Below are 23155 nucleotides of genomic sequence, written 5' to 3'. Positions count from 1 at the left end.
AGGGTCCGATAGCGTGGTGGCGTGACGCCCCACCCGGTTGCCGGCATGCCCGATCGTCGCCGCGCCAAATAAGCACCCTAAACGCAGTCGATCCGGCGTTTATGTCCCTATTCGAAAGTGGCCGCTCATAAAGATGGGCAAAATTTTAGGAGTTATAAAAATGGAGGTTTAATCCGACAACGAAGGCTAAGGTAAACGTTTATAGCGCTTCAAGGCAAGACGCACGGCGAAAAGCAGAGCTATCGACCATATAAACTTTAGCCACCAGTCGATCATATTGGCTATCAATAAATATACACTACATGATTTGTATCATTTTTGAACAATGAATTCACAAAACGTGAAGCATATATCGCTTTACCGCTCGAAATCGCCAATAAAAAGCCGATTTTCGCGTGGTATGAGCTTCGTTTCGCCATAAAAAAAGGTGAAAATTACGCCGTTTTTTGTCGCTTATTGCGCCATGACCGGCGCGAGCGGTGGCAACCCCAGCGCCTGACGGGTCTTCTGCAGGGTGGCCGGCGGCAGCGGCAGATAGCCGTCGTGGTTGACCAGGCTTTGGCCTGGTGTCGACAGCACGCGATCGAGGAACGCGGCGGTCAGTGGCTCCAGCGGTTGATGGGGGGCTTTGTTGATGTAGATATACAGATAGCGCGACAGCGGGTAGCGATCGTTGCGCACGTTGGCGGCGGTAGGCGCGACATAGTCCTCTCCCGATTCCGCCAATGGCAGCAGCCGCACGCCGCTGGCGCGAAAGCCGATGCTGGCGTAGCCGATGCCGTTGAGCGAACCGGCCACCGCCTGCACCACCGAGGCCGAGCCGGGCAGCTCATTGACGCGCGGCATGAAATCGCCGCCGCACAGCGCGCGCAGTTTGAAGTAGCCATAGGTGCCGGACGCCGAGTTGCGGCCAAAGCGCTGCAGCGAACGCGACGCCCAGTCGCCGCGCAGACCCAGCTCGCCCCAGCGCGTCAGCGGCTGGCTTTCGCCGCAGCGCCGGGTGGCGGAGAAAATGCGGTCGAGCTGCCGCAGGTTGAGGCCGCGCAGCGGATTATCCTGATGCACCAATACCACCAGCGCATCCACCGCTACCGGCACCGCCAGCGGCGCATAGCCGTAACGGTGTTCGAATGCCGAGATCTCGGCCGCCTTCATCGGCCGGCTCATCGGGCCGAGCTGCGCGGCGCCCGCGGCCAAGGCGGTCGGCGCGGTCGAGGAGCCGGCGGCCTGGATCTGCAGGTTGACGTTGGGATAATGCTGGCTGAAATCCTGCGCCCACAGCGCCATCAGATTCGCCAGCGTGTCGGAACCGACGCTGGACAGGTTGCCCGCCAACATGCCGTCAGGCTGCGCCAGCGCGCCGCGTCCGGCCAGCAGCGCCAGGCAAAGCAACAGCCCTCGGGTTATTCGGGTCATACCGGTGTCTCGCGTTAATTTTTCACCGCATTCTCTGATAAAGCGGCGGGAACAATCAACCGATTGGGCAAGGTAAAGATAAAGCGGGTGCCGATCCCCGGTTCGCTGAGGATCTCCAGCCGCGCGTCGTGATGGCTGAGCGCGTGCTTGACGATCGCCAGCCCCAGCCCGCTGCCGCCGGTCTGGCGCGAGCGGGCCTTGTCGACGCGGTAAAAACGCTCGGTCAGGCGCGGAAGGTGTTCGGCGGCGATGCCCGGCCCGTTGTCGCTGACCTGGAACTGCGCGCCCTGCGCCGTCTGTTGCCAGCTCACTTCGATATGGGTGCCCTTCGGCGTGTGGTTGACCGCGTTGTACACCAGGTTAGACACCGCGCTGCGCAACTGGTCTTCATTGCCGAACACGTTGAGCTGCTCGTTAACCCGGAAGGTGATCTCATGATTGCCGCCGCTCAGCGATTGCGCCTCGCGCTGCAACACCCGCAGCATCAGCGGGATATCCACCCGCTCGTTCATGTCGACATTGGGCGCCGCCTCGATGCGCGACAGCGTCAGCAGTTGCTTGACCAGCCCGTCCATCCGGCGGGTCTGCTCTTGCATGGTGCTGAGCGCCTTGCTGCGCAGCGAACCGTCCTGCTCTTCGTCGCCCATCATCTCCAGGTAGCCCTGCAGCACCGTCAGCGGCGTGCGCAGCTCATGGCTGACGTTGGCGAAGAAGTTGCGCCGCGCGCCCTCCAGCTGGCGCATCTGGGTGACGTCGCGCGCCACCATCAGCAACTGCCCTTCGGAATACGGCATCACGCGGAATTCGACGTAGTGTTCGTTGTTCAACTGCAGCGTCAGCGGACGCGAAAACTCCTGCTGTTGCAGATAGTGGCTGAATTCCGGATAACGCAGCAGGTTAAGGATGTGCTGGCCGTTGTCTTCCGGCCAGCGGAAGCCGAGCAGATGCTGCGCCAGCCCGTTGCACCAGAAGATGTTGCCCTCGACGGTGGTCATCACCACCGCGTCAGGCAGCGATTCGGCTCCGCTGCGAAAGCGCTTGATAAGCAGCGCCAGCTCGCGCCGGCGGCGGCGGTTGCGCTGCTGCATCTGATACAGGCCATAAAACAGCGGCTCCCAGCTCCAGCGGCCGGGCGGCGGCGTCATGCTGCGGTCGATCCACAGCCAATGGGAGAGTTTGAGCTGGTTGTAGAAATTCCACACCAGCGCAGCCAGCGCGGAGGCCAGCAGGAACCAGGGCAGATAACCGAAAATCAGCCCCAGCAGTAAGGCGGGCAAACAAAAAAGAGCCAGCTCCAGAGCCAGCCTCTTCCACGACAGACGTTCTAACACGGCATATTCTCCAGCGCAGCGCGATCAGTAGCGCGTTGAGAACCGGTAGCCGGTGCCCCGAACGGTTTGAACCATTTTATCATGCCCACTGGTTTCTAACGCCTTGCGGAGCCGACGGATATGCACGTCAACGGTACGGTCTTCCACATAAACGTTAGTGCCCCAGACGTGATTAAGCAACTGCTCACGGCTATAAACCCGCTCCGGGTGGGTCATAAAGAAGTGCAGCAGCTTGAACTCGGTCGGCCCCATGTCCAGCGCCTGATCGTTCGCCATCACGCGGTGGGAGGACGGGTCCAGGCTCAGCCCTTGCATTTCAATCACCTCCTCCACCGCCATCGGTGAAATGCGGCGCATGACCGCCTTGATGCGCGCCACCAGCTCCTTGGGCGAGAACGGCTTGGTGATGTAATCATCCGCCCCCACTTCCAGGCCGCGCACCCGGTCTTCTTCTTCGCCGCGCGCGGTCAACATCATCACCGGGATATCGCGGGTCAGCGCTTCGCGCTTCATATGTTTGATAAACTGAATGCCGGAACCCCCGGGCAACATCCAGTCAAGCAACACCAAATCAGGGAACGGCTCAGACAGACGCGTCACGGCGCTGTCATAATCCTCGGCTTCCAACGGTTGGTAACCATTTTGTTCCAACACAAAGCACACCATCTCACGGATCGGCGCTTCGTCTTCCACCACCAGTATGCGTCTTGCCATCGTCAATCCTGCCAATGTGTTAGCGACTTTTCGGGCGCCATTATGCGTCAGTTTTGTGACACTTTTATGAAAAAAACCGGCTGTTATAGGCAGTAAGCATAGCGATTATTTCCCGCAGTAAAGAAAAATCATCCGGTTGTCATCATCATTGCGCCAGGACAGCCGCCGCCGCGGCCTTTATAATCATCGCCATTATCTTTGCATCCGGGAGTGTCATGCGCCTGATCCACACCTCTGACTGGCACCTTGGCCAGTACTTTTTCACCAAAAGCCGCGCCGCCGAGCACCAGGCTTTTCTGAACTGGCTGATCGAACAGATCGAACAGCAACAGGTGGATGCGCTGATCGTCGCCGGGGATCTGTTCGATACCGGCTCACCGCCCAGCTATGCCCGCGAGCTGTACAACCGCTTCGTGGTGGAACTGCAGCGCACCGGCTGCCAGTTGGTGGTGCTGGGCGGCAACCACGACTCGGTAGCGACGCTGAACGAATCGCGGGAGCTGCTCTCCTGCCTGAACACCACGGTGATCGCCAGCGCGCAAGGCGCCCCGGAACAGCAAATCGTGGTGCTGAACCGGCGCGACGGCCAGCCGGGCGCGGTGCTGTGCGCCATTCCGTTCCTGCGGCCGCGCGATCTGCTCACCAGCCGCGCCGGCGAATCCGGCGTACAGAAACAGCAGGCGCTGCAGGAAGCCATCGCCGAACATTATCAGACGCTGTATCAGGCGGCCTGCGAGCGCCGCAACCAGCTGGGCTTGCCGCTGCCGATCGTCGCCACCGGCCACCTGACCACCGTCGGCGTCACCACCTCCGACTCGGTGCGCGACATCTATATCGGCACCCTCGACGCCTTCCCGGCACAGGCCTTCCCGCCCGCCGATTACATCGCGCTCGGCCACATTCACCGCGCGCAGAACGTCGCCAAGTCGGAACATATTCGCTATAGCGGCTCGCCGATCCCGCTCAGCTTCGATGAACTGGGCAAAGCCAAAAGCGTCTTCCTGGTCGATTTCGCCGACGGCGCCCTGCAGCAGGTAGACGCTTTAACGATCCCGCAGTTCCAGCCCATGCAGCTGATCAAAGGCGATCTGGCCGAGATCGAACGGCAGCTGCAACAATTTGCCGACTATGCCGGCGAGCTGCCGGTGTGGCTGGATATCGAAGTGGCGACGCAGGACTACCTCAGCGATATCCAACGCCGCATCCAGCTGATGGCGGATGAGCTGCCGGTGGAAGTGGTGCTGCTGCGGCGCAGCAAAGAGCAACGCCGCCAGGCGATCGCGCAGCAGGACAAAGAAACGCTGAACGAGCTGAGCGTCAACGAGGTGTTCGAACGGCGCCTGGCGCAGGAGGCCGACATGCCCGAAGCGCGCCAACGGCGGATGCGCCAGATGTTCCGCCAGGTGGTCGATGCAGTGCAGCACAACGCAGAGGAGACCAACCCATGAAGATCCTCAGCCTGCGGTTAAAAAACCTCAATTCGCTGCAGGGCGAATGGAAAATTGACTTCACCGCCGAGCCGTTCGCCAGCAACGGCCTGTTCGCCATTACCGGCCCGACCGGCGCAGGCAAAACCACCCTGCTGGACGCCATCTGCCTGGCGCTGTACCACCAGACGCCGCGCCTCAACGTCACGCCGAGCCAGAATGAACTGATGACCCGCCACACCGCCGAATCGCTGGCGGAGGTCGAATTCGAGGTCAAGGGCGTCGGCTATCGCGCCTTCTGGAGCCAGCGCCGCGCCAAAAATGCGCCGGACGGCAATTTGCAGGCGCCGAAGGTCGAACTGGCGCGCCGCGAGGACGGCAAGATCCTGGCGGATAAGGTGCGCGACAAGCTGGAGATCACCGCTGCCATCACCGGGCTGGACTTCGGCCGCTTCACCAAATCGATGATGCTGTCTCAGGGGCAGTTCGCCGCGTTCCTCAACGCCGACGCCAACGATCGCGCCGAGCTGTTGGAAGAGCTGACCGGCACCGAAATCTACGGGCGACTGTCCGAACAGGTGTTCGAGTCGCACAAGCTGGCCAAAACCGACCTGGATGGGTTGCACCAGCGCGCCAGCGGCATCGAGCTGCTGAACGACGAGCAGCGCCACTCCTTGAGCGAACAGCTGACGGCGCTGAGCGCGCAGGAAATCACCCTCGGCGAGCAAACCCAGCAACAGCAACAGGCGCTGAGCTGGCTGCAGCAATGGCAACGCCTCCGGCAACAGCAAAGCGAGGGTCAGCTGCGGCTGGAAACCGCCCAGCGCGAGCAGGCCGAGGCCGCCCCGCAGCTGCAGCGGCTGGCGCTCAGCGAACCGGCCGAGAAATTGCGGCCGCTGCGCGGCGAACGCGATCGCTGCCGCGCCGAGCTGCAAACGATACAACAGCAGGCAGCTCAGCTGACGCAGCAACAGGAACAACACTCGGCTCAGTTGGCGCCGCTGCAGCAGGCGGTGGAGAAAACCCGCCAGGCGCAGCAAACCCATGCCGAGCATATGCGGCAACAGCAACAGCTGATCGACGAGCAGGTCGCCCCGCTCGATCACCAAATAGCCCAACTGCTATCGACCCAGGCCGAGCGGCGACAGGCCGGCGATGCCGCCGCGCAGCAGTGCGCTAAACAACAGACCGCGCTGGAGCAACTCACCGTCCAACGCCACCAACTGACGACGCAGGCCGCACAGCATCAGCAGCAACTGAGCGCGCTGAGCGAAGCGCTGGCCGTTCAACAGCAACAGCAGCAGGCACTGGAGGCGAAAACGCCGCTGGCCCCGCTGCGCCAGCGCCTGAGCGCCCTGGCAGACCTGCGCCCAACGCGCCAGCAGCTGTTTACTCTGACATCCCTTCACCGTCAGACTCGCGAGCGTCTGGCCCGGCAACAGGCGGAGCATGCCGAGCGGCAAACGCAGCTCGCCGGGTTGCAACAACAGCTGGAGAACGCGCGTCAGCAATTCAAACAGCACAAGGCGCAGCTGCAGGAAGTGGAGCGGATCCACGAACTGGAAAAACGCATCGTCAGTCTGGAGGCGGAGCGCGCCCTGCTGCAGAACGGTGCCCCCTGCCCGCTGTGCGGTTCCACCAGCCATCCGGCGGTAGAGCAGTATCAGGCGGTGCAGCCTTCGGCCACGGAACAGCGTTTGGTCGAGATGCGTACCCTCGCCGAGAAACTGCAAACCCAGGGCACCGAGCTGCGTACCCGCTGCGAAGGCCTGCAGGAACAACAACAGCGCCAACAGCAAACCATCGCGCAGGATGAACAGCAGCTGGCTGCCCAACAGCAGCAGTGGCGGCAGCTCAGCGCACCGCTGGCGTTCGACTTTACGTTGGCGGATGGCGAGCAACTCAGCGCCTGGCTGAACGGCTGCGACGACGAAGAGCGGTGCGGGCAACAGGCGCTGCAGCAGCATGAACAGGCGGCGCAGGCGGTACAGCAGGCGAAAGACGCGCTCACCGCTCTGCAAGCGCAGCAGCAGCAGACGCAGCAACAGCTGGCGTTGCTCGAAGAACGCTTTACGCTGCTGCATAAAGCCCACGCCGACAGCCTGCAACAGCAGCAAGAGCTGCAACAACGCTGGCAAGAAGGCGAGAAAACCCTCGCTGAACGACGTGCGCAGCGGCTGGCGCTGTTCGGCGAACAGCAGGTGGCTCAGGTGCGCGAACAGCTGCGCGCCAAACAAATCGCCTGCGAACAGGCCAGCGTTCAGGCCGCCGAGCAGTGGCAAAAGGCGCAGGAACTGCGCGAACGCCTGGCCGGCCAGCAGGCCGGGCTGCAACAACAGCTCACCCAGATGCAGGAGCGGCTGCAGCAGGCGCAGCAGCAGTGGCAGCAGGCGCTGGCCGACAGCGAGTTCGCCGATGAAACCGCCTTCGCCGCCGCGCTGCTGGACGACGCCCTGCGTCGCGAATTGCAGCAGCGCAAAGAGCGGCTGCAACAGCGGCAGGTGGAGGCCGCCGCCCTGCTGACACAGGCGACGCAAACGCTGGAGCAGCATCGGCAGTGCCGTCCTGAAGGGCTGGATGAGGCCAATGCGGATATCGATGCGCTCACTCAATCGCTGGCCGAGCTGGCACAGCAGTTGAAGGCGCTGCAGCTGAGCCAGGGCGAACTGCGCAACCAGCTGGAAAGCGACGCCGCCCGTCGTCTCAATCAACAGGCGCTGTTCGAGCAAATCGCCCGCAGCCAGCAAGACTACGACGACTGGAGCTACCTCAACCAGCTGATCGGCTCGAAAGAAGGCGACAAGTTCCGCCGTTTCGCTCAGGGGCTGACGCTCGATCATCTGGTCTATCTGGCCAACCGGCAGCTCGGCCGGCTGCACGGGCGCTACCTGCTGCAGCGCAAAACCAGCGACGCGCTGGAGCTGCAGGTGGTGGACACCTGGCAGGCGGACGCGCTGCGCGATACCCGCACCCTGTCCGGCGGCGAGAGCTTCCTGGTCAGCCTGGCGTTGGCGCTGGCGTTGTCCGATCTGGTCAGCCATAAAACCAGCATCGACTCGCTGTTCCTCGATGAAGGCTTCGGCACGCTGGACGCCGAAACCCTCGACACCGCGCTGGATGCGCTGGACAGCCTGAACGCCTCCGGCAAAACCATCGGCGTGATCAGCCACGTCGAGGCGATGAAAGAACGCATTCCAGTGCAGATCAAGGTGAAAAAGGTCAACGGGCTCGGCGTCAGCCGGCTGGAAGCGCACTTCAGGCTGGAATGATCCCGCGGCTTGCGGCGCAGAAGTGTGACCGCGGCGGCACTCCGCGGTGAAAAGCGTTGAGCCGCGGCAGGCACGGGTTATTATGCCAGCATAACAGGATTGTTACTGTATCCCCTCCGCCGCTCAGGCCGCAGGGCAGAAAGATAAAATACAGGCAAAACCTGACGCCCGGGATCGCTTCCGGGCGTCAGGTTTTTTCGTTTTCAGGATGCTGAAACACCGGGAAAAACCATGAAAATCGCTAAAATACTCAATAATAACGTGGTGATTACGCTGGACGACCGTCAGGCAGAGACGGTGGTGATGGGAAAAGGAATCGGCTTTAAAAAGAAGCCCGGCGATACGCTGGACGAAAGCCTGATCGAAAAGGTCTTCACCCATAACGGCGGAGAAATCGCCGAGCGCTATAAAGAGCTGCTCGCCGAGATCCCATTGGCCTGCGTCACCACCGCCGACAGAATCATCACCCTCGCCCGCGAACGCCTGCCGGGCAAGCTGCATAACATCGTCTACATCACGCTGACCGATCACATCCACTTCGCCCTGCAGCGCCATGCGCAAGGGCTGGATATCAAGAATGCGCTGCTGTGGGAGATTAAAAAACTCTATCCGGCCGAATTCGCCGTCGGGCTGGAGGCGCTGGCCCTGATCGCACAGCGGCTGGATACCGTGTTGCCGGAGGACGAAGCCGGATTTATCGCCCTGCACCTGGTCAACGCTCAGCTTAACGACGAGATGCACAACACGCTGCACATTACCCGCGTGATGCAAGAGATCCTCAACCTGGTCAAGTACCATTTCCGCTTTGATTACAACGAGGAATCCCTGAGCTACCACCGGTTCGTCACCCACTTGAAATTTTTCGCCCAACGGCTGCTGGGGAAAAACTACGTCGACAGCGACGACGATTCGCTGTATCAGGTGGTGAAAGAGAAGTACCCCGAGTCATTCGCCTGCGCCGGTAAGATCAACCGCCACATCGAAAAGCACTATCAGCATCAACTCACCACGGAAGAGATGATGTTTCTGACCATTCATATCGAACGGGTGCGCAGCGAAAGCGAGGAAAAGCCGGCTTAACGGCGGGCGTCCGCCACCCGCACGCCGTACTGCGGAAACACCGCGTCGGCGGAGATCAGCGTCAGCCCCTCGGCCTGCGCCTGTGCGATCAGCATGCGATCGAAAGGATCCTGATGATAGGGCGGCAGCTGCCCGGCCTGTTGGCAGTGAAAGGCGTCCATCGGCAACGACAGAAAATCCTCGGCCTCGATGATCGCAAAGATGTCTTCCGGCAGCGCCAGTTTGCCCAGCGCCTGCTTGATCGAGATCTCCCAAATGCTGGCCGCGCTGACGTACACCGCATTGCCCGGATCGGCGATCTGCCTTTTGGCGTTCACGCCCAGGCAGGCGTCGTCGATCAGCCACCACAGCAACGCGTGGGTATCCAGCAACAGGCGCTTCATTCATCGCCCTCAAACAACGCCGCAATGGCCGCATCCCCGGCGTTGAAATCCGCCGGCACGGTGAACCTGCCCTTGGCGGCGCCAGGGCGGCGCGCTTCCCCCTTGATGGCGACCAGCTGTACGTACGGCTTCCCTGCTTTTGCAATAATCACGGTTTCTCCCTCCGCGGCTCTGTCCGCCAACTGGCTCAGATTGGATTTGGCTTCGTGCATATTGGCCTGAATCGGCATACGCGTCCTCCTTAGCTAAGTTAGCTAAAGCATAAAGCGCCGTCCAGTTTTTGTACAGTGAAGGGTTTAAAGCGCGAGCAGCCTCGCGCTTTGTTGCAACGCTTAGCCCTGCTGTTGCGGCCACAGCCAGGCCGCACCGCGCACGCCGCTGGAGTCGCCGTGAACGGCCTTGCGGATCGGCGTTTCACACTCGCCGCCGAACACCCAGCCTTTCACCAGTTGCGGCACCGTGCGATACAGACGATCCACGTTGCTCATACCGCCGCCGAGCACCACCACATCCGGATCCAGCATGTTGATCACGTGCGCCAGCGATTTCGCCAGCCGCATTTCGTAGCGGCCAATCGCCTGCTCCGCCAACGCATCGCCCCGCTCGCTCAGCGCCATGATCTCATGCCCTTGCAGCGCATTGCCGCTCAGGCGCGCATAGTCGGTGGCGAAACCGGTGCCGGAAACAAAGGTTTCGATGCAACCCGGCTTGCCGCAGTAACACGGCACTTCGCGGGCGTAACGCAGCTCATCGTCATCCTGCCACGGCAGCGGATTGTGCCCCCATTCACCGGCGATGCCGTTGCCGCCGGCATGCGCCTGGCTGTTCAGCGCCACGCCGGCGCCGCAGCCGGTGCCGATAATGACCGCAAACACGGTTTGCGCGCCGGCGCCTGCGCCGTCGGTAGCTTCCGACACCGCCAGGCAGTTGGCGTCGTTGGCGATACGCACCTCGCGCGCCAACAGCGCCGACAGATCCTTGTCCAACGGTTGGCCGTTGAGCCATACCGAGTTGGCGTTTTTCACCCGCCCGGTAAACGGCGACAGCGTGCCGGGAATGCCGATCCCGACCGATCCCTGTTCGCCGGTATGATCCTCGGCCAGTTTCACCAGCCCGGCGATCGCCGCCAGAGTTTGCCGGTAGTCATGGCGCGGCGTGGCGATACGATGGCGAAACAGCTCCCGCCCGTCGTCCGCCAACGCAATCACTTCAATTTTCGTTCCACCCAAATCGATGCCAATGCGCACGTATTTTTCTCCTCGATGCCGCGCAGCGTTGCCACAGCCTAATGTAAGCGCGCGAATGAATCACCTGTTTCCCACCCTCCGTCGCATCCTTTCTCGCTGCGTAAAGCGACGCAATTCAGAGAGAATGGGGCGATTTTTCAGCGTCAATTCGTTATCATGCCGCCCTGCTTTTGACGAATCAGCGTGCCGAACGCACGCCCAGCCAGGGATAACATTATGCTGTGGTTTAAGAATTTGATGGTTTACCGTTTGAGCCGCGAAGTGGCGTTAAACGCGGATGAAATGGAAAAACAACTCAGCGCGTTCGCCTTCACGCCGTGCGGCAGCCAGGACATGGCGAAGACCGGCTGGGTCTCCCCGATGGGTTCGCACAGCGATGCATTGACGCACGCGGTCAACGGCCAAATCGTCATCTGCGCGCGCAAGGAAGAGAAAATCCTGCCGTCGCCGGTCATCAAGCAAGAGCTGCAGGCCAAGATTGAGCGCCTGGAGGCGGAACAACACCGCAAACTGAAGAAAACCGAGAAGGACGCGTTGAAGGATGAAGTGCTGCACAGCCTGCTGCCGCGCGCATTCAGCCGCTTCAACCAGACTTTCATGTGGATCGACACCGTCAACGATCTGATCATGGTCGATGCCGCCAGCGCCAAACGCGCCGAAGATACGCTGGCGCTGCTGCGCAAAAGCCTCGGTTCGCTGCCGGTGGTGCCGCTGACGATGGAAAGCCCGATCGAACTGACGCTGACCGAATGGGTGCGTTCCGGCGAGATGCCGGCCGGCTTCGCCATTCAGGATGAAGCGGAATTGAAAGCGATTCTGGAAGAAGGCGGCGTGATCCGCTGCAAAAAACAGAATCTGATCAGCGACGAAATCGCGGTGCACATCGAAGCCGGCAAACTGGTGACCAAGCTGGCGGTGGATTGGCAGGAGCGCATTCAGCTGATGCTGTCGGACGACGGCTCGCTCAAGCGCCTGAAGTTCGCCGACACGCTGCGCGAGCAGAACGACGATATCGATCGCGATGACTTCGCCCAGCGCTTTGACGCCGACTTTATCCTGATGACCAGCGAGCTGGCGGCGTTGATCAAAAACACCATCGAAGCGCTCGGCGGCGAAGCCCAGCGTTAATCCCGCCTCAGAAACGACCAGGGCCCAGCATCCGCTGAGCCCTGCGTTCCCCTAACGAACAAAATTTATTTGCTCAGATAGCGGCACAGATAGGCGGTCGCGTCGGCCACCTGCAGGTTGAACTCGCTGTGCCCCGGCACGAAGAACTTCTCGCCCGGCGTAAACACCTGCCAGTCCGGCGCGCCCGGCAGCAGCACTTTCAGCGCCCCGGTGATCACCGTCATTTCTTCCGGCTGCGCGGTGGAGAAGGTGTATTCGCCCTCTTCCATCACGCCCACGCTGGTAAGACCGATGCTGCTACTGTCAAAACCGATAGACTTCACTTTTCCGGCAAAATACTCATTCACTTTCAGCATAGACTGGCACCCGCGTAATCATCTTGATGGAAAATCCATATTGGGGGATTGCGGTTGATCTGTCACTGGTTTTTCGCGCGAAATGCGATCGCGGCGCAGAGGCAAAGGTTACCGTGCACAACGCCCAGGCGTCGGCATGAAACCACCGCGTCAAAAACCCGCGCCGCGCAAACTGAAATCGATCGGCAACGTCAATTCCACCGTGCCGTTGACGTAGGCATCCGCCGGCGGCGTGGGCAGCGGCGAAGCGCGTTTGACCAGCGCCTGGATTTCGCGATCCAGCGACGGCAGCCCGGCGCTGCTGACCAGCGTCACCGCCAGCACATGGCCCTGCCTGTCCAACGTGAAACGCACCTGCCCGACGCCCTGGCGCTTTAGCCGCAATGCGTCTTTGGGGTAACGTTTAAAGCGATTCAGGCGGCCGCTGATGCGGCTGCGCCAGTTGTCCTCCCCCGCCTGCGCATAGGGCGTCAGGCGAGTTTGCGGCGCGGCGGTTTTATCCGCCCGGCCCGGCGGCGGCGCACCGACGCTTTGCTCCTGAACCTTCGGCGGCGCGATCGTTCTCTCCTGCGGCGGCGTGCGGGGCGGCGGGTTTTTCTTCACCGGTTTGGGCGGTTTTTTCTGCTTCGGCGGTACGGCGATGTTCGGCCGCGCGGCTTCAGGCACTTTCACCGCCGGCAACGGCTCCGGGGGCGCCGGCGGTTCAACCTGAGGCGGAGGCGTCCTTTGCCCCGGCGGTTGTTTTACCTCAGCCGGAGCCTGCGGTGCGGCGGCCATCACCACCATGGCCGCAGGCGGCGGCACCCACTGCGGCTCAGCCTTGTCCCGCCAGGGCCAGAACAACGCCGCGCCCAGCAGATGCAGCGCCAGCACCAGCACCAGACAACGGCGCCAGGGCATGGCAGCGCCGGGCGCGGCGAAAGGCAGCGGCGAAACCGACATGCTCACTCTTCCGTCAGCGCCAGATGAAGGCGATCGGTCAGCGGTTTAAACAGGTAGTTCATCATCGAACGCTCGCCGGTGCGGATGAAGCCTTCGACCGGCATCCCCGGGCGGATCTCCAACCCGTTCAGGCGTTGCAGCCCCGCTTCGCTGACCTTGGCGCGCACGCTGTAATAGGGCGCGCCGCTTTTCTCGTCGGTCAGGCGATCGGCCCCGACCAGCGTCACCTCGCCCTCGACGCGCGGCGTGGTGCTTTGGTTAAACGCCGAGAACAACAGCTCGACCGGCAATCCCACCTGCACCTTGTCGATCAGCTCGACCGGGATACGCGCCTCCACCTGCAGCCCCCGATCGCTGGGCACGATCTCCATCAGCTGCTGACCGGCGCCGATCACGCCGCCTTCGGTGAACACGCTCAGCCCCACCACGGTGCCCGCCACCGGCGCTTTCACCTGCGTATGGCCCAGATCGGCCTCCGCCTTGGCCAGGCGGTTATCCAGTTCGTCCAGCTTCATCCGCACCTCGGCCAGCTGGCTGCTGACCTCTTTCTGATACTCTTCCCGCCTCTGGATCGCCCGCAGCTTCAGCTCCAGGATCTGGCGCCCCAGGCGGCCGATATTGCCGGTATCCTCGGATGCCTGGCCGTCAATCTGCGCATACTGTCCTTCCAGATCCAACAGCCGGTTGCGCGCCACATACCCCTGCGCCGCCAGCTTGCGCATGCCGCCCAGCTGCTCCTGCAACATGGCCTTTTGCCGCTGTTTGCTGGCGTAAGACTGCCGGATCCCCTCCAGCATCGCCTGCGATCCGGCGATGCTCTCCGCGATCGCCGCCAGCTCGCTCTGCAACGCCGCACGGCGGCTGGTGAACAGCTGCTGTTGCAACAGCATCAACGACATCACCTCCGGCTCCTCCCGCCGCGCTTGCAGCAATGCCGGGAAAGCGATCGCCTGCAGGCCGTCGCGCTCGGCCTGCAGCCGCGCCCGCTGCGCGGCGTTGCTCAACTGCTGGCTGCGCAGCGCATCGCGCTGGGTGCGGCTGTCGACGGTATCCATCAGCAGCAGCACCTGCCCGGCGTGAACCCGGTCGCCTTCATGCACCTGAATTTGCGACACCACGCCGCCGCTCGGGTGCTGTACCGCCTTGCGGTTACCGGCCACCACCACGCTGCCGGAGACCGGTACGCCTTTGTCCAGCGGCGCCAACAGCCCCCACAGCAGGAAACCGCCAAACCCCAACAGCACCAGCCAGCCGCCGAGCCGCAGATGGCGCCCTTCGTCGAACTGCCGGGAAAGGGCGTCGATATCGCCGGGGATCACACTCTGATTGCTCATACTTTTCGTTCACCGCTGGCCGTTTTGGCAAAGTTGGCGTAGTTGACGTTGAAGCCACCGCTGCTGCGGCCGACGTTGGCCGGTACGGCAGCGGGCGCAAAACCAGGCAACTTTTTCAGGATGGCGTCACTGGGGCCGAAGTGCTGCACCTGGCCAGCGGCCAGCACCAGCAATTTGTCGGTGGTCGCCAGGATCGCCGGTTTGTGAGTCACTAACACGATGGTGGTGCCGCGCGCCTTCAACGCTTCGATCGCCCGCTGCAGCGCCTCTTCCCCTTCACGATCGAGGTTGGCATTCGGTTCATCCAGCACTACCAACGCCGGAGAACCGTACAGCGCGCGCGCCAGCGCCACGCGCTGACGCTGGCCGCCGGACAGGCCGCTGCCGCCCTCACCCAGCTCAGTTTCATACCCTTTGGGCAAATGCAGTATCAATTGGTGCACGCCGGCCAGCGCGGCGGCGGCCACCACCTTCTCGGCGTCAACCTGGCCAAAGCGGGCGATGTTTTCCGTCAGGGTACCGGCGAACAGCTGGATATCCTGTGGCAAATAGCCGATATGCGGCCCCAGCTGCTGTTTATCCCACTGCCGGATATCCGCGCCGTCCAGCCGCACGTCGCCGCTGAGCGGCGTCAACGCGCCGACCAGTTGGCGCATCAGCAGCGTTTTGCCGGAGCCGGATGCGCCAATGACGCCCAGTACCTCACCGGCCTCCAGACGAAAACTGACGCCGTGCAATACCGGTGCGCTCCCGCCGGGCGCGCTGGCGGCCAGCTGATTCACGGTCAAGGTGCCATTGGGGGCCGGCAGCGGCAGGCTCGCCGCCTGCGGCGGGTTGGCGGCCAGCATCACCTCCAGCCGCTGCAGGGACTGGCGCGCCGACGACCACTGCTTCCAGGCGCCGATCAGCTGATCGATCGGCCCCAGCACCCTGCCGATCAGGATCGATCCGGCGATCATCATGCCCGGCGTAATGTCGCCGTTGACCGCCAGCAGCGCGCCGCAGCCCAACATCAGCGACTGCAGCGCCAGCCGCACGGTTTTCGACCAGGCGGTGACGGCGGCGATTTTCTCGCTGGCGCGGTTCTGCAACAGCAGGAACTGCTGATGCTGCCGCAACCAACGCAGGCGCAAGTCGGTCAGCATCCCCATGGCGGCAATGGCTTCGGCGTTGCGCAGGTTGCCGTTGGCCTGCTGCGTGGCGCTCAGCGCGACCCGGCCGGCCTCTGCGAGCGGCGCCTGCGACACCCGCTGATTGAGCCAGGCCAGCAGCACCAGCACGATTACCCCGGCGCTGGCCAACGCGCCAAGCCAGGGGTGGAGCAGAAACACCACCAGCAGATAAACCGGGAACCAGGGCGCATCGAAGAACGCAAACAGCGCATTGCCGGTGGCGAACTGGCGCAGGTTGGTCAGATCGTTCAGCGCCTGTCCCGCCAGCGGGTTGCCGGTTTTCAGATTGGTTTCGAAGGCGGCGTCGTAGACCCGCTGATTCAGGCGCATATCCATCTGGGCGCCGAGGCGGATCACCACCTGACTGCGGACCCACTCCAGCAGCCCCATAAACAGGTAAAGGCCGACCACCATCAGGGTCAGCATCGCCAGCGTCATGCGGTTGCCCGACGGCAACACGCGATCGTAGACCTGCAGCATGTACAGCGCCGGGGCCAGCATCAGCAGGTTGATCACCGCGGTAAACAGCGCGATGCCCCAAAATCCGCGCCGGTATGCGGCCAGCACGCTCATCACTTCTCCGCGCCTGACGGCGTTTTTCATGGCGTTTTCCATCGGCTAAAAACGAGAAAATGCCCGCCGGGGCGCGCGGCGCCGGCGGGCAAACGGCCGCGATCAGGCCGCCAGCAGTTCCGGGCTGTCGGCATGCTGCACGCCCACCGCCGTCGCCGCCGCCACCTGATCGAAGGTGGAATTGACGCTCAGGCCGTAGTCGTCGAGGATGCCGTTCAGCGCGGTTTCCAGCGCGCCGGTATCGCCGGACATCAGGCCGTACACCACCTGGTGCACCACGCCATCGTGGCCCTGCGCCTGCAGGCTGCTGAGGTTCAGGCCGCCGAAGCTGACGTCAGGCACCTGGATGTTGTACGGCGTGGAGCCGCCGCCGTTCAGGCCGTCGCCGAACGACAGCGAATCCAGCTGGCCGTACAGGGTGTGCGCCGGGGCATTGAACAAGGTGTAGGTCAGGTTGCCGCCCGCCACGAACGAGGTAACGTTGTTGGCGGTGCTGGTCACGGCGTATTGGCTGCCGGACAGGCTGCCGCCATAGAAGCCGCCGCTGTTGGAGTCGGTGACGTTACCGTTGGTGTGGTTGATATCGCCAAATGACGACGCCCACTCGTTCAGATAGTTATGGATGCTGTAGCTGCCGAAGCTGCTGTCATAGTTGACTGAAAATGCCATTTCTCTATCTCCATTGATGAATGGCGCCCCTTGCGAGGCCGCCCTTGTGCTCAAGAATGAGCAACGCCCTTTTACTGCTTAAAAACGGTATTCCACCCCGCCCTGCACGGTGCGGCCGCGCCCCAGCGTGTTGGCCAGCGTCTCGCCGTAGCTGACGACGTAGGCGCGGTTGGTCAGGTTCTCCACCGAGCCGCGCAGCGTCAGGCTGTCGGTCAGCTTGTAGCTGGCATACAGATCGAACAGGGTGTACTTCGGCCAGTCGGCCAGGTACGGGTAGTTGGACGGCACCGAACTGTCCTGATAGCCCGGCGCGAAGCGCACGGTCACCCCGGCGTCCAGCTTGCGATCGAAAGCGCGGCCGCCCAGCGTGACCGAGCCGCGATCGCCCGGCAGATAGGCGGCAGTGCCGAACTGCGAGCCCCCGTCGCACGTGACGGCATCATTGGACGCGGCATCCGGTTCAACATAGAAGTTGCCGCGGCGCGAACCGTCGCCATAGCGCAGGCGTCCTCCCAGCCAGGCTTTGTTCGAGCAGAACTCGTTTTTGCCGATCATGTGGGTGTAGGTCAGGTCGGCGTAGAACACCCCGGCGTCATAGTTGAGCTGGTACTCCAGCCCGCGGAAGCGGGTTTTCGACAGGTTGTTGACGTAAGCGGCATTGCCGATGCTCGGCTGCACCAGCCCCGGTTTATTGCGGTCTATCGCCAGGTTGATGTAGTTATCCACTTTGGTGTCGAAGTAGGCCACCTTGGCCACCAGCCGATCGCCCTCAAACCACAGATCCGGCTGCTGCACGTTGAACCCGACTTCCCAGGCGCGCGAGCGTTCGGCCTGCAGGAACGGGTTGGGGTATTGCGTGGAGGTACTGTGCGCGCTGCCGTTGGTCAGCGTTTCGGTGATCGCCGGCGGCCGCCAGGATTTGCCGTAGGTGGAATACAGCTCCAGCCACTCCACGCCGGGGCGCACCGCCACCGCCAGCGTCGGCGACAGTTTGCCCTGATCGCGATCCACGTCCCAATCCTCGCGGGTGGTGGTTGAACAACCAGTCAGACGCAGCGCTTTGCAAGGATTGTCAATCGTGTAGCGTTGCCCATCCTTAGCCAAATCCGGATAGCTCAGGCCGGTCTGGCCGCGCAGGCGATAGCGGTCGTAACGTAGCCCGCCCTCCAGCGTCAGCCAGCCGTCGTAGTCGTAGGTCAGGTTGGCGAACAGGCTGGCTACCGAACGGTTGCCGGCCGGCGTCACCCCTTCCATGCCTTGGCGGGAAGAGTCGCTGGTCGCTTTGTCGTAATAGAACTCCAGCCCGTAGTTGGCGCGGAAGTCGTGCCCCGGCGCCAGGCTGAAGCGCGAGGTGTTTTGCGCCTGCGCGCCATAGGTACGCAGACGAGTGCGCGTCGCGTAGCCGTTGTCCAGCAGCGTACTGGTGCTGTAGGTGTCGCTGTCGTCCTGAGTATCGACGTAATACAGCTTGGCCTGAAAATCGAGCCAGTTGACGCCTTCCGGCGCCAGGCTGTAGTCGAACGCCGCATTGCGCGCCATCACGTCGCTGTAACCGGTGCGCTTCCAGCCCAGTTCATAGGGCGGGCGGGTGCCCAGGTTGGTCAAGGTGCCGGCGATCGGCGACGCAGTCTGGGTCTGCAGATAGCTCAGCTGCAGGCGCTGATTGGCGGGCAGGTTCCAGCCCACCTTGGCCAGCCGCGAGTGCATGCGGTAATTTGTGTCGGGGATTTTGTTGTTCTTGATGCTCTCGGCGTAGCGATCGTAATTGCCGGTGTCGTTATTGATGCGAATGTTGCCGATATCGCCCTTGTTGCCGGGCCAATAGTCGCCGAGGTGGCGTTCACTGGCGGCCAGCAGGATATCGCCGGTTTCGTTGCCCAATGCCAGTATGCCGCTGCCGATGAAGTGGGTGCCGTTATCGCCGGTGCTGGCGTGCAGCTTGCCGCCCAGCTCTTTGCCCGGCGCCAGGAAATCGCTCGCGCTGACGGTATTGAAGGTGGCGATACCGCCGAGCGTACCGGCGCTGCCCATGCCGCCGGAGGTGCCCTTGTCGATGGTCACGCCGGACAGCAGCTCGGAATCGATGTACATGGTGCCGTTACGCTGGCCATGGCCGCTCTTTTGAAAATTCTGCCGCATGCCGTCGATGTTCATGTTCACCCGGCCATAGTCTTGTATGCCGCGGATGTTGACCGACAGCGCCGGATCTTGCTGGCTGACGCTGGAATAGGCCCCCGTCGTCTGCTCCAGAATATCGGCCGCGTGTCGCGCCGGGCGGTTATCCATCTGTTCGCGGCTGATGACGCTGACCGAGCGCGGTTCGTCGTAAACCCAATCGTTGGCGTTGATGCCGCCGGCGCCCAACACCGTCAGGCTATCCAGCGCCAGCGCGCCACCGTCGCCGTTTGCCGCTGGCAACCGGCTCAATACGATCTGCCCCTGCGGCTGCAGGCGGAAAGCCACCGGATTGTTGCCAATCAAGCGCCGCAGGCCCTGTTCAACGCTCATGCTGCCGTTCAGCGCCGCCGCCTGCATGCCGTCGAGCTTCACCTCGTCGAAAAATACCTGCATATCGGCCTGCTCGGCGAAGCGCAACATGGCGCTCTGCAGCGGCTGCGCCGCAATGTTGAAATTCTTTTGCTGTGCGGCCTGCGCGCTGCTCGCATCAGCCTGGGCGGTGAGCGCTACCGCCGGCTGAGTCAGCATCATCGCCGCCAGCGCGGCGCGTACCGCCGTGGCCAATCGGCCGGCCGGCGTGGTTCCCTTGTGAATAAACATGCGTGTGTGTTCCACCCGAAAGAATGCCAAACTAAGTGATAATGGAAATCAATCTCGTTTAAACATAAGGACGTTCCGGGAGGCAAAAACCCGTAAAGATTTTTTACAGAAAGTGAAAATAGCGGCGAAACGGGCATCCCGGCCCGCCTTTAGCCGCTCAGTAAAGCAATGTGATGCCGGGGAGATTCAGTTGGCGGGCGGAGAGTTCCTGACGAATGGCGCCGACGCCGTCGTCGAGTTTATTGAGCGCGAACACGCCGCTCACCGTGCGCGCTCTTAGCGCGGGATTGACCGCCACGATGCGGGTTTCGCGATAGCGATTGAGCTGCGCGAGCGCCTGCGTCAGCGGTTGGCGGTCGATCACCAGCCAGCCGCGCCGCCAGGCGTCATCGCCGGCCGTTTGCCTCGTCAGCCACAGCAGGCCGCTGCGGTAATGCGCCGCCTGACGTTGCGCGACCACCAGCGAGCGCTCGCCGCGCTCGAGCGTCACCCGCACGCTGTGCTGATGCACGCTGACGTCTACGCCCTGCCCGGTGCGCGCCACGCTGAACTCGGTGCCCAGCGCCTGCGTAACGCCGTTTTCCGCCTCCACCCTGAACGGGCGACGTTCCGACCCGCCCAGCGGCGCGACGATAAAATAGGCGGTACCGCGCAGCAGCCGCACCTTGCGCTCGTCTGCAGAATACGCCAGCGCGATCGCGCTGCCGCTGTCCAGCGCCACCCGGCTGCCGTCCGGTAGCGCGACTTCGCGCACCTCGCCGCGAACGGTTTGATAATCCGCCTGCAGGCCGCTCCACAGATCCGGCCCGCGATAAACGCCGAAGGAAACGGCGATCGCCACCGCAGCCGCCACCGCCCAGCGGGGCCATCGATGGCGAGAGGGCGTTTTCAGCGCCGCCACCTGCGGCTGTAGCGCCTGCCGCTGCTCTGGCGGCAGCTGCCCCAGCGTCGCCCAAAGCAGGCGAGCCTGACGCAGCGCCGCCGGGTGCTGCGGATCATCGGCCAGCCAGGCGTCCAGCGCTTGCCGCCGATCGTCGGGCAGCGCCCCTTCGGCCAGGCATACGGCCCAGGCCGCCGCCTGCTGTCGCACCTGTGCGGTTAACGGTTTCATGATGACGTAGACCCCTGTTTTTTCTGGTTATAGGTTAAGACGTCTGAGGGCGGATAAACCCGTAAAAAAATTGCCATTATTGTTCGCCCATCCGCGCCATCAGCCGCTCCAGCGCGCTGGCCAAGTGTTTCTCCACCGTGCTGAGCGACACCCCCAGCTGCGTCGCCACCTGCGCCTGGGTCAAGCCATCGAGCCGGTTAAGGCGGAAAATCTGCTGCGTGCGCGGCGGCATGCCCGCCAACGCCTGTTGCAACAGCTGCAGCAGTTGGCCATCGATCGCCCGCTGTTCGAGCGCCGGTTCGCCGGAGGGGTACTGCGCCAGAATGTCGTCTTCTACCGCTTCGGTTTGCCGCCGCTGCTGCTGCCGCAGATGGTCGAGCATCAGATTTTTGGCGGTTTTATACAGGTAGGCCTCGATATCGAGAATGTTACCCTGCGGATACTGCTCGGTAAGACGGGTAAAACTTTCCTGCGCCAAATCCGCGGCCAGCTGAGGGTCACGCAGTTTGGCGTTCAAATAGGCTTGCAGCGGCCGCATATGGCGCAAAAACAGCGCCTGCAACTCGGAATTGGACATCTCTTTTCCCAGAAGTGAAACACCCAATAGGGGCGATAAAAATCACATAAATGATTATCATTATCAATATTGTTCTGGGAAATATGTGTTAGGGCGGGGATAAACAGGAAACCGGCCTGGCGCCGGTTTCCGCTGGGCTGCAGGTCAGAGCTCTAGCGCCTCGTCTTCATAGCGGTGCTTGGCGTCGAGCGCTTCCTGCTCGGTTTCATGTTCACTGAGCAGCGTATTCGGCTCAATGTCGTCGGTGCGCACTTCAAAACGGCGCAGATGCAGGTTCGGGTCGCCCCGAAACACCTCTACGACGCGGGCGCTCCGTGGATAAGCGGGTTGATCATTTTCGCGCATGCCGTTCTCCCGTGTGTTTCACACAGTAGCAAGTATAGCAGCCGCCCTCATTCCGACACGCGCGAGCCAAGATCGCGATCGCCGGGTGCGCCCGCCAACAGCTCGGTCAGTTCGTCGCAGGCGCAAATGCGGCCTTCACGCACGGTGAAGTGCGCCAGCACCCGCACGCGGCTGCAAGAGCCATCGCGCTTTTCCACCTCGACCAGATGGTGGGTCAGCACCGCCTCGCCCTGCTCCGCCGCCGCGATCACGCTCAGCGTCATGCGGCGGGTTTGCCGTTTCAGCAGCGCCATATGTTGCTCAAACTGCTCGAAGTTCAGCACCTTGCCATCCACCTGCTGGCGGTAGTCTGCGCTAAAACGGGCGGCAAGCTGCGTCGGCCGATGCTCCGGGCTGGCGACGACCTGCTGCAGCGTATCGAGCACCAGGCTCAGTGGGGTAAGTTGAGTCATCACGTTTCTCCGAAATAGGGTGAATGGCGATCCTATCCCGGCCAGGCGATGGCATAATAACCACATCAAGACTTTCAATAACGTTAAACGGCCAACATGATGCAGATCCACAGCCAACGCCTTCAGCATGAAAAAAAGCACCTGACGCCCTGGCACCGGCACGAAGGCGGCCAGATCTATCTCTTGACGCGCGGCATGCTGGCGTTGGAACTCCCGGGTCGGCAGTGGGCGATCACCGGCGGTGCGCTGGGCTGGCTGCCGCCGGGATGCGCCCATCAGGCGCTGGCCTGTGGCGACGTAGTGGGCTGGAGTCTGTATCTGCCGGTGGACAGCGTGCCGGAAATGCCGCCGCAGCCGCAGCTGTTCACGGCCTCTGCGCTGTTGCAGGCCCTGGTGGAGCGCATCGCGCAGTTCCCCGCCGGCCCACTGAGTGCGCCGCAACGGCGGCTGCTGCAGGTGCTGCTGGATGAAATGCACACGGCAAGCCGCGCGCCGTTGCAATTGCCGCTGCCGCAGGACGCCCGGTTGCTGAACATCGCCCGGGCGCTGCTGAACGATCCCGCCAGCCTGCGCAGCCAGCGCGACTGGGCCGACTGGGCCGGGCTCAGCCCGCGCACCCTGAGCCGCCGCTTTGTGCAGGAAACCGGCATCAGCTTCGCGCTGTGGCGCCAGCAGGCGCGGGTATTGCGTTCACTGGAGGGATTATCACGCGGCGCCGCGGTCGCCGAGGTGGCCGACGCCTGCGGCTACGACAACGTCAGCGCCTACATCGCCGCCTTTCGCCGCCGCTTCGGCGTCACGCCCGGGGCGTACTTTGCGGCCGCTCGGCAAACGGAATAGGAAAACGGGCG

General features: G+C 62.6%; 21 protein-coding genes. 5 read left to right on the top strand and 16 right to left on the bottom strand.

All coding sequences use genetic code 11. The annotated features are described in order from the left end of the window. Nucleotides 1-453: 453 nt before the first annotated feature. From ACJ8J1_RS10835 to phoB, 3 genes are read right to left on the bottom strand one after another with little or no spacing between them, the layout of a single operon-like run. Entirely contained in the window at nucleotides 454-1416 is a 963-nt protein-coding gene (locus ACJ8J1_RS10835; protein WP_033642048.1) for a PstS family phosphate ABC transporter substrate-binding protein, read from the bottom strand. Nucleotides 1417-1430: 14 nt separating this feature from the next. Further along, complete coding sequence (gene phoR / locus ACJ8J1_RS10830; RefSeq protein ID WP_033642047.1) at nucleotides 1431-2747, bottom strand: phosphate regulon sensor histidine kinase PhoR; 1317 nt, start codon at nucleotides 2745-2747, stop codon at nucleotides 1431-1433. A gap of 24 nt (nucleotides 2748-2771) precedes the next feature. After that, complete coding sequence (gene phoB / locus ACJ8J1_RS10825; protein ID WP_004940438.1) at nucleotides 2772-3461, bottom strand: phosphate response regulator transcription factor PhoB; 690 nt, start codon at nucleotides 3459-3461, stop codon at nucleotides 2772-2774. 215 nt (nucleotides 3462-3676) lie between these two features. On the opposite strand from phoB, the gene sbcD reads away from it, so the two are divergent. From sbcD to licT, 3 genes are all read left to right on the top strand, one after another. Then, complete coding sequence (gene sbcD, locus ACJ8J1_RS10820; RefSeq protein WP_033642046.1) at nucleotides 3677-4909, top strand: exonuclease subunit SbcD; 1233 nt, start codon at nucleotides 3677-3679, stop codon at nucleotides 4907-4909. Next, a complete protein-coding gene (sbcC, locus tag ACJ8J1_RS10815; RefSeq protein WP_033642045.1) occupies nucleotides 4906-8157 on the top strand; it encodes an exonuclease subunit SbcC in 3252 nt (1083 codons plus the stop codon). Before sbcD ends, sbcC begins: the two co-directional genes overlap by 4 nt. A gap of 231 nt (nucleotides 8158-8388) precedes the next feature. Then, nucleotides 8389-9237, top strand: a complete 849-nt coding sequence (gene licT, locus ACJ8J1_RS10810; protein ID WP_033642044.1) for a BglG family transcription antiterminator LicT — start codon at nucleotides 8389-8391, stop codon at nucleotides 9235-9237. Here the strand turns inward: licT and ACJ8J1_RS10805 are convergent. From ACJ8J1_RS10805 to mak, 3 genes are all read right to left on the bottom strand, one after another. After that, entirely contained in the window at nucleotides 9234-9620 is a 387-nt protein-coding gene (locus ACJ8J1_RS10805) for a type II toxin-antitoxin system VapC family toxin (RefSeq protein WP_033642043.1), read from the bottom strand. The two genes, licT and ACJ8J1_RS10805, sit on opposite strands and share 4 nt — an antisense overlap. Continuing rightward, the gene (locus tag ACJ8J1_RS10800; protein ID WP_004940455.1) at nucleotides 9617-9850 is read right to left on the bottom strand and encodes a type II toxin-antitoxin system Phd/YefM family antitoxin; all 234 of its coding nucleotides are present in this window, start codon (nucleotides 9848-9850) and stop codon (nucleotides 9617-9619) included. The genes ACJ8J1_RS10805 and ACJ8J1_RS10800 overlap by 4 nt, the downstream gene beginning before the upstream one ends. A gap of 102 nt (nucleotides 9851-9952) precedes the next feature. After that, nucleotides 9953-10867: a fructokinase gene (gene mak, locus ACJ8J1_RS10795; protein ID WP_033642042.1), complete on the bottom strand. Its 915-nt coding sequence runs from the start codon at nucleotides 10865-10867 to the stop codon at nucleotides 9953-9955. 216 nt (nucleotides 10868-11083) lie between these two features. Between mak and rdgC the strand changes: the two genes are divergently transcribed. Next, entirely contained in the window at nucleotides 11084-11995 is a 912-nt protein-coding gene (rdgC, locus tag ACJ8J1_RS10790) for a recombination-associated protein RdgC (protein WP_004940461.1), read from the top strand. A gap of 65 nt (nucleotides 11996-12060) precedes the next feature. On the opposite strand, the gene ppnP is transcribed toward rdgC, so the two are convergent. From ppnP to ACJ8J1_RS10740, 10 genes are all read right to left on the bottom strand, one after another. Next, complete coding sequence (gene ppnP / locus ACJ8J1_RS10785; protein ID WP_004940463.1) at nucleotides 12061-12351, bottom strand: pyrimidine/purine nucleoside phosphorylase; 291 nt, start codon at nucleotides 12349-12351, stop codon at nucleotides 12061-12063. A gap of 150 nt (nucleotides 12352-12501) precedes the next feature. Continuing rightward, nucleotides 12502-13293 carry an energy transducer TonB gene (locus ACJ8J1_RS10780; RefSeq protein WP_033642041.1) on the bottom strand — a complete coding sequence of 264 codons (792 nt, stop codon included), beginning with the start codon at nucleotides 13291-13293 and terminating at the stop codon, nucleotides 12502-12504. Nucleotides 13294-13295: 2 nt separating this feature from the next. Next, nucleotides 13296-14627 carry an HlyD family type I secretion periplasmic adaptor subunit gene (locus ACJ8J1_RS10775; RefSeq protein ID WP_033642040.1) on the bottom strand — a complete coding sequence of 444 codons (1332 nt, stop codon included), beginning with the start codon at nucleotides 14625-14627 and terminating at the stop codon, nucleotides 13296-13298. Then, complete coding sequence (locus ACJ8J1_RS10770; RefSeq protein ID WP_047572472.1) at nucleotides 14624-16402, bottom strand: type I secretion system permease/ATPase; 1779 nt, start codon at nucleotides 16400-16402, stop codon at nucleotides 14624-14626. The genes ACJ8J1_RS10775 and ACJ8J1_RS10770 overlap by 4 nt, the downstream gene beginning before the upstream one ends. Before the next feature lie 72 nt (nucleotides 16403-16474). Continuing rightward, entirely contained in the window at nucleotides 16475-17041 is a 567-nt protein-coding gene (locus ACJ8J1_RS10765) for a heme acquisition protein HasA (protein WP_033642038.1), read from the bottom strand. A gap of 78 nt (nucleotides 17042-17119) precedes the next feature. Beyond that, on the bottom strand, nucleotides 17120-19819 hold the full coding sequence (locus ACJ8J1_RS10760) for a TonB-dependent receptor (RefSeq protein WP_033642037.1): 2700 nt from the start codon (nucleotides 19817-19819) through the stop codon (nucleotides 17120-17122). 157 nt (nucleotides 19820-19976) lie between these two features. Continuing rightward, on the bottom strand, nucleotides 19977-20930 hold the full coding sequence (locus ACJ8J1_RS10755; protein WP_033642036.1) for a FecR family protein: 954 nt from the start codon (nucleotides 20928-20930) through the stop codon (nucleotides 19977-19979). 76 nt (nucleotides 20931-21006) lie between these two features. Next, nucleotides 21007-21507: an RNA polymerase sigma factor gene (locus tag ACJ8J1_RS10750; RefSeq protein ID WP_033642035.1), complete on the bottom strand. Its 501-nt coding sequence runs from the start codon at nucleotides 21505-21507 to the stop codon at nucleotides 21007-21009. Nucleotides 21508-21651: 144 nt separating this feature from the next. After that, nucleotides 21652-21852 carry a YaiA family protein gene (locus ACJ8J1_RS10745; protein ID WP_004940491.1) on the bottom strand — a complete coding sequence of 67 codons (201 nt, stop codon included), beginning with the start codon at nucleotides 21850-21852 and terminating at the stop codon, nucleotides 21652-21654. 47 nt (nucleotides 21853-21899) lie between these two features. Then, nucleotides 21900-22304, bottom strand: coding sequence for a nuclear transport factor 2 family protein (locus tag ACJ8J1_RS10740; protein WP_033642034.1), 405 nt, complete (start codon nucleotides 22302-22304; stop codon nucleotides 21900-21902). Nucleotides 22305-22400: 96 nt separating this feature from the next. Here ACJ8J1_RS10740 and ACJ8J1_RS10735 point away from each other — a divergent pair, with 96 nt between their 5' ends. Further along, nucleotides 22401-23144: a helix-turn-helix domain-containing protein gene (locus ACJ8J1_RS10735; RefSeq protein ID WP_033642033.1), complete on the top strand. Its 744-nt coding sequence runs from the start codon at nucleotides 22401-22403 to the stop codon at nucleotides 23142-23144. Nucleotides 23145-23155: the final 11 nt, after the last annotated feature.

This window comes from Serratia sp. CY37869 (assembly GCF_052168895.1).
Lineage (GTDB): Bacteria > Pseudomonadota > Gammaproteobacteria > Enterobacterales > Enterobacteriaceae > Serratia > Serratia ureilytica.
Note: the sequence above shows the minus strand (reverse complement) of the source record. Positions and strands in the feature narration are given on the sequence as shown.

Bases quoted from the DNA above. Each gene is read 5' to 3' on its own strand.
- ACJ8J1_RS10835 (WP_033642048.1), bottom strand. From the start codon at position 1,416: ATGACCCGAATAACCCGAGGGCTGTTGCTTTGCCTGGCGCTGCTGGCC.
- phoB (WP_004940438.1), bottom strand. From the start codon at position 3,461: ATGGCAAGACGCATACTGGTGGTGGAAGACGAAGCGCCGATCCGTGAG.
- sbcD (WP_033642046.1), top strand. From the start codon at position 3,677: ATGCGCCTGATCCACACCTCTGACTGGCACCTTGGCCAGTACTTTTTC.
- sbcC (WP_033642045.1), top strand. From the start codon at position 4,906: ATGAAGATCCTCAGCCTGCGGTTAAAAAACCTCAATTCGCTGCAGGGC.
- licT (WP_033642044.1), top strand. From the start codon at position 8,389: ATGAAAATCGCTAAAATACTCAATAATAACGTGGTGATTACGCTGGAC.
- ACJ8J1_RS10805 (WP_033642043.1), bottom strand. From the start codon at position 9,620: ATGAAGCGCCTGTTGCTGGATACCCACGCGTTGCTGTGGTGGCTGATC.
- ACJ8J1_RS10800 (WP_004940455.1), bottom strand. From the start codon at position 9,850: ATGCCGATTCAGGCCAATATGCACGAAGCCAAATCCAATCTGAGCCAG.
- rdgC (WP_004940461.1), top strand. From the start codon at position 11,084: ATGCTGTGGTTTAAGAATTTGATGGTTTACCGTTTGAGCCGCGAAGTG.
- ppnP (WP_004940463.1), bottom strand. From the start codon at position 12,351: ATGCTGAAAGTGAATGAGTATTTTGCCGGAAAAGTGAAGTCTATCGGT.
- ACJ8J1_RS10780 (WP_033642041.1), bottom strand. From the start codon at position 13,293: ATGTCGGTTTCGCCGCTGCCTTTCGCCGCGCCCGGCGCTGCCATGCCC.
- ACJ8J1_RS10775 (WP_033642040.1), bottom strand. From the start codon at position 14,627: ATGAGCAATCAGAGTGTGATCCCCGGCGATATCGACGCCCTTTCCCGG.
- ACJ8J1_RS10770 (WP_047572472.1), bottom strand. From the start codon at position 16,402: ATGAAAAACGCCGTCAGGCGCGGAGAAGTGATGAGCGTGCTGGCCGCA.
- ACJ8J1_RS10765 (WP_033642038.1), bottom strand. From the start codon at position 17,041: ATGGCATTTTCAGTCAACTATGACAGCAGCTTCGGCAGCTACAGCATC.
- ACJ8J1_RS10760 (WP_033642037.1), bottom strand. From the start codon at position 19,819: ATGTTTATTCACAAGGGAACCACGCCGGCCGGCCGATTGGCCACGGCG.
- ACJ8J1_RS10755 (WP_033642036.1), bottom strand. From the start codon at position 20,930: ATGAAACCGTTAACCGCACAGGTGCGACAGCAGGCGGCGGCCTGGGCC.
- ACJ8J1_RS10750 (WP_033642035.1), bottom strand. From the start codon at position 21,507: ATGTCCAATTCCGAGTTGCAGGCGCTGTTTTTGCGCCATATGCGGCCG.
- ACJ8J1_RS10745 (WP_004940491.1), bottom strand. From the start codon at position 21,852: ATGCGCGAAAATGATCAACCCGCTTATCCACGGAGCGCCCGCGTCGTA.
- ACJ8J1_RS10740 (WP_033642034.1), bottom strand. From the start codon at position 22,304: ATGACTCAACTTACCCCACTGAGCCTGGTGCTCGATACGCTGCAGCAG.
- ACJ8J1_RS10735 (WP_033642033.1), top strand. From the start codon at position 22,401: ATGATGCAGATCCACAGCCAACGCCTTCAGCATGAAAAAAAGCACCTG.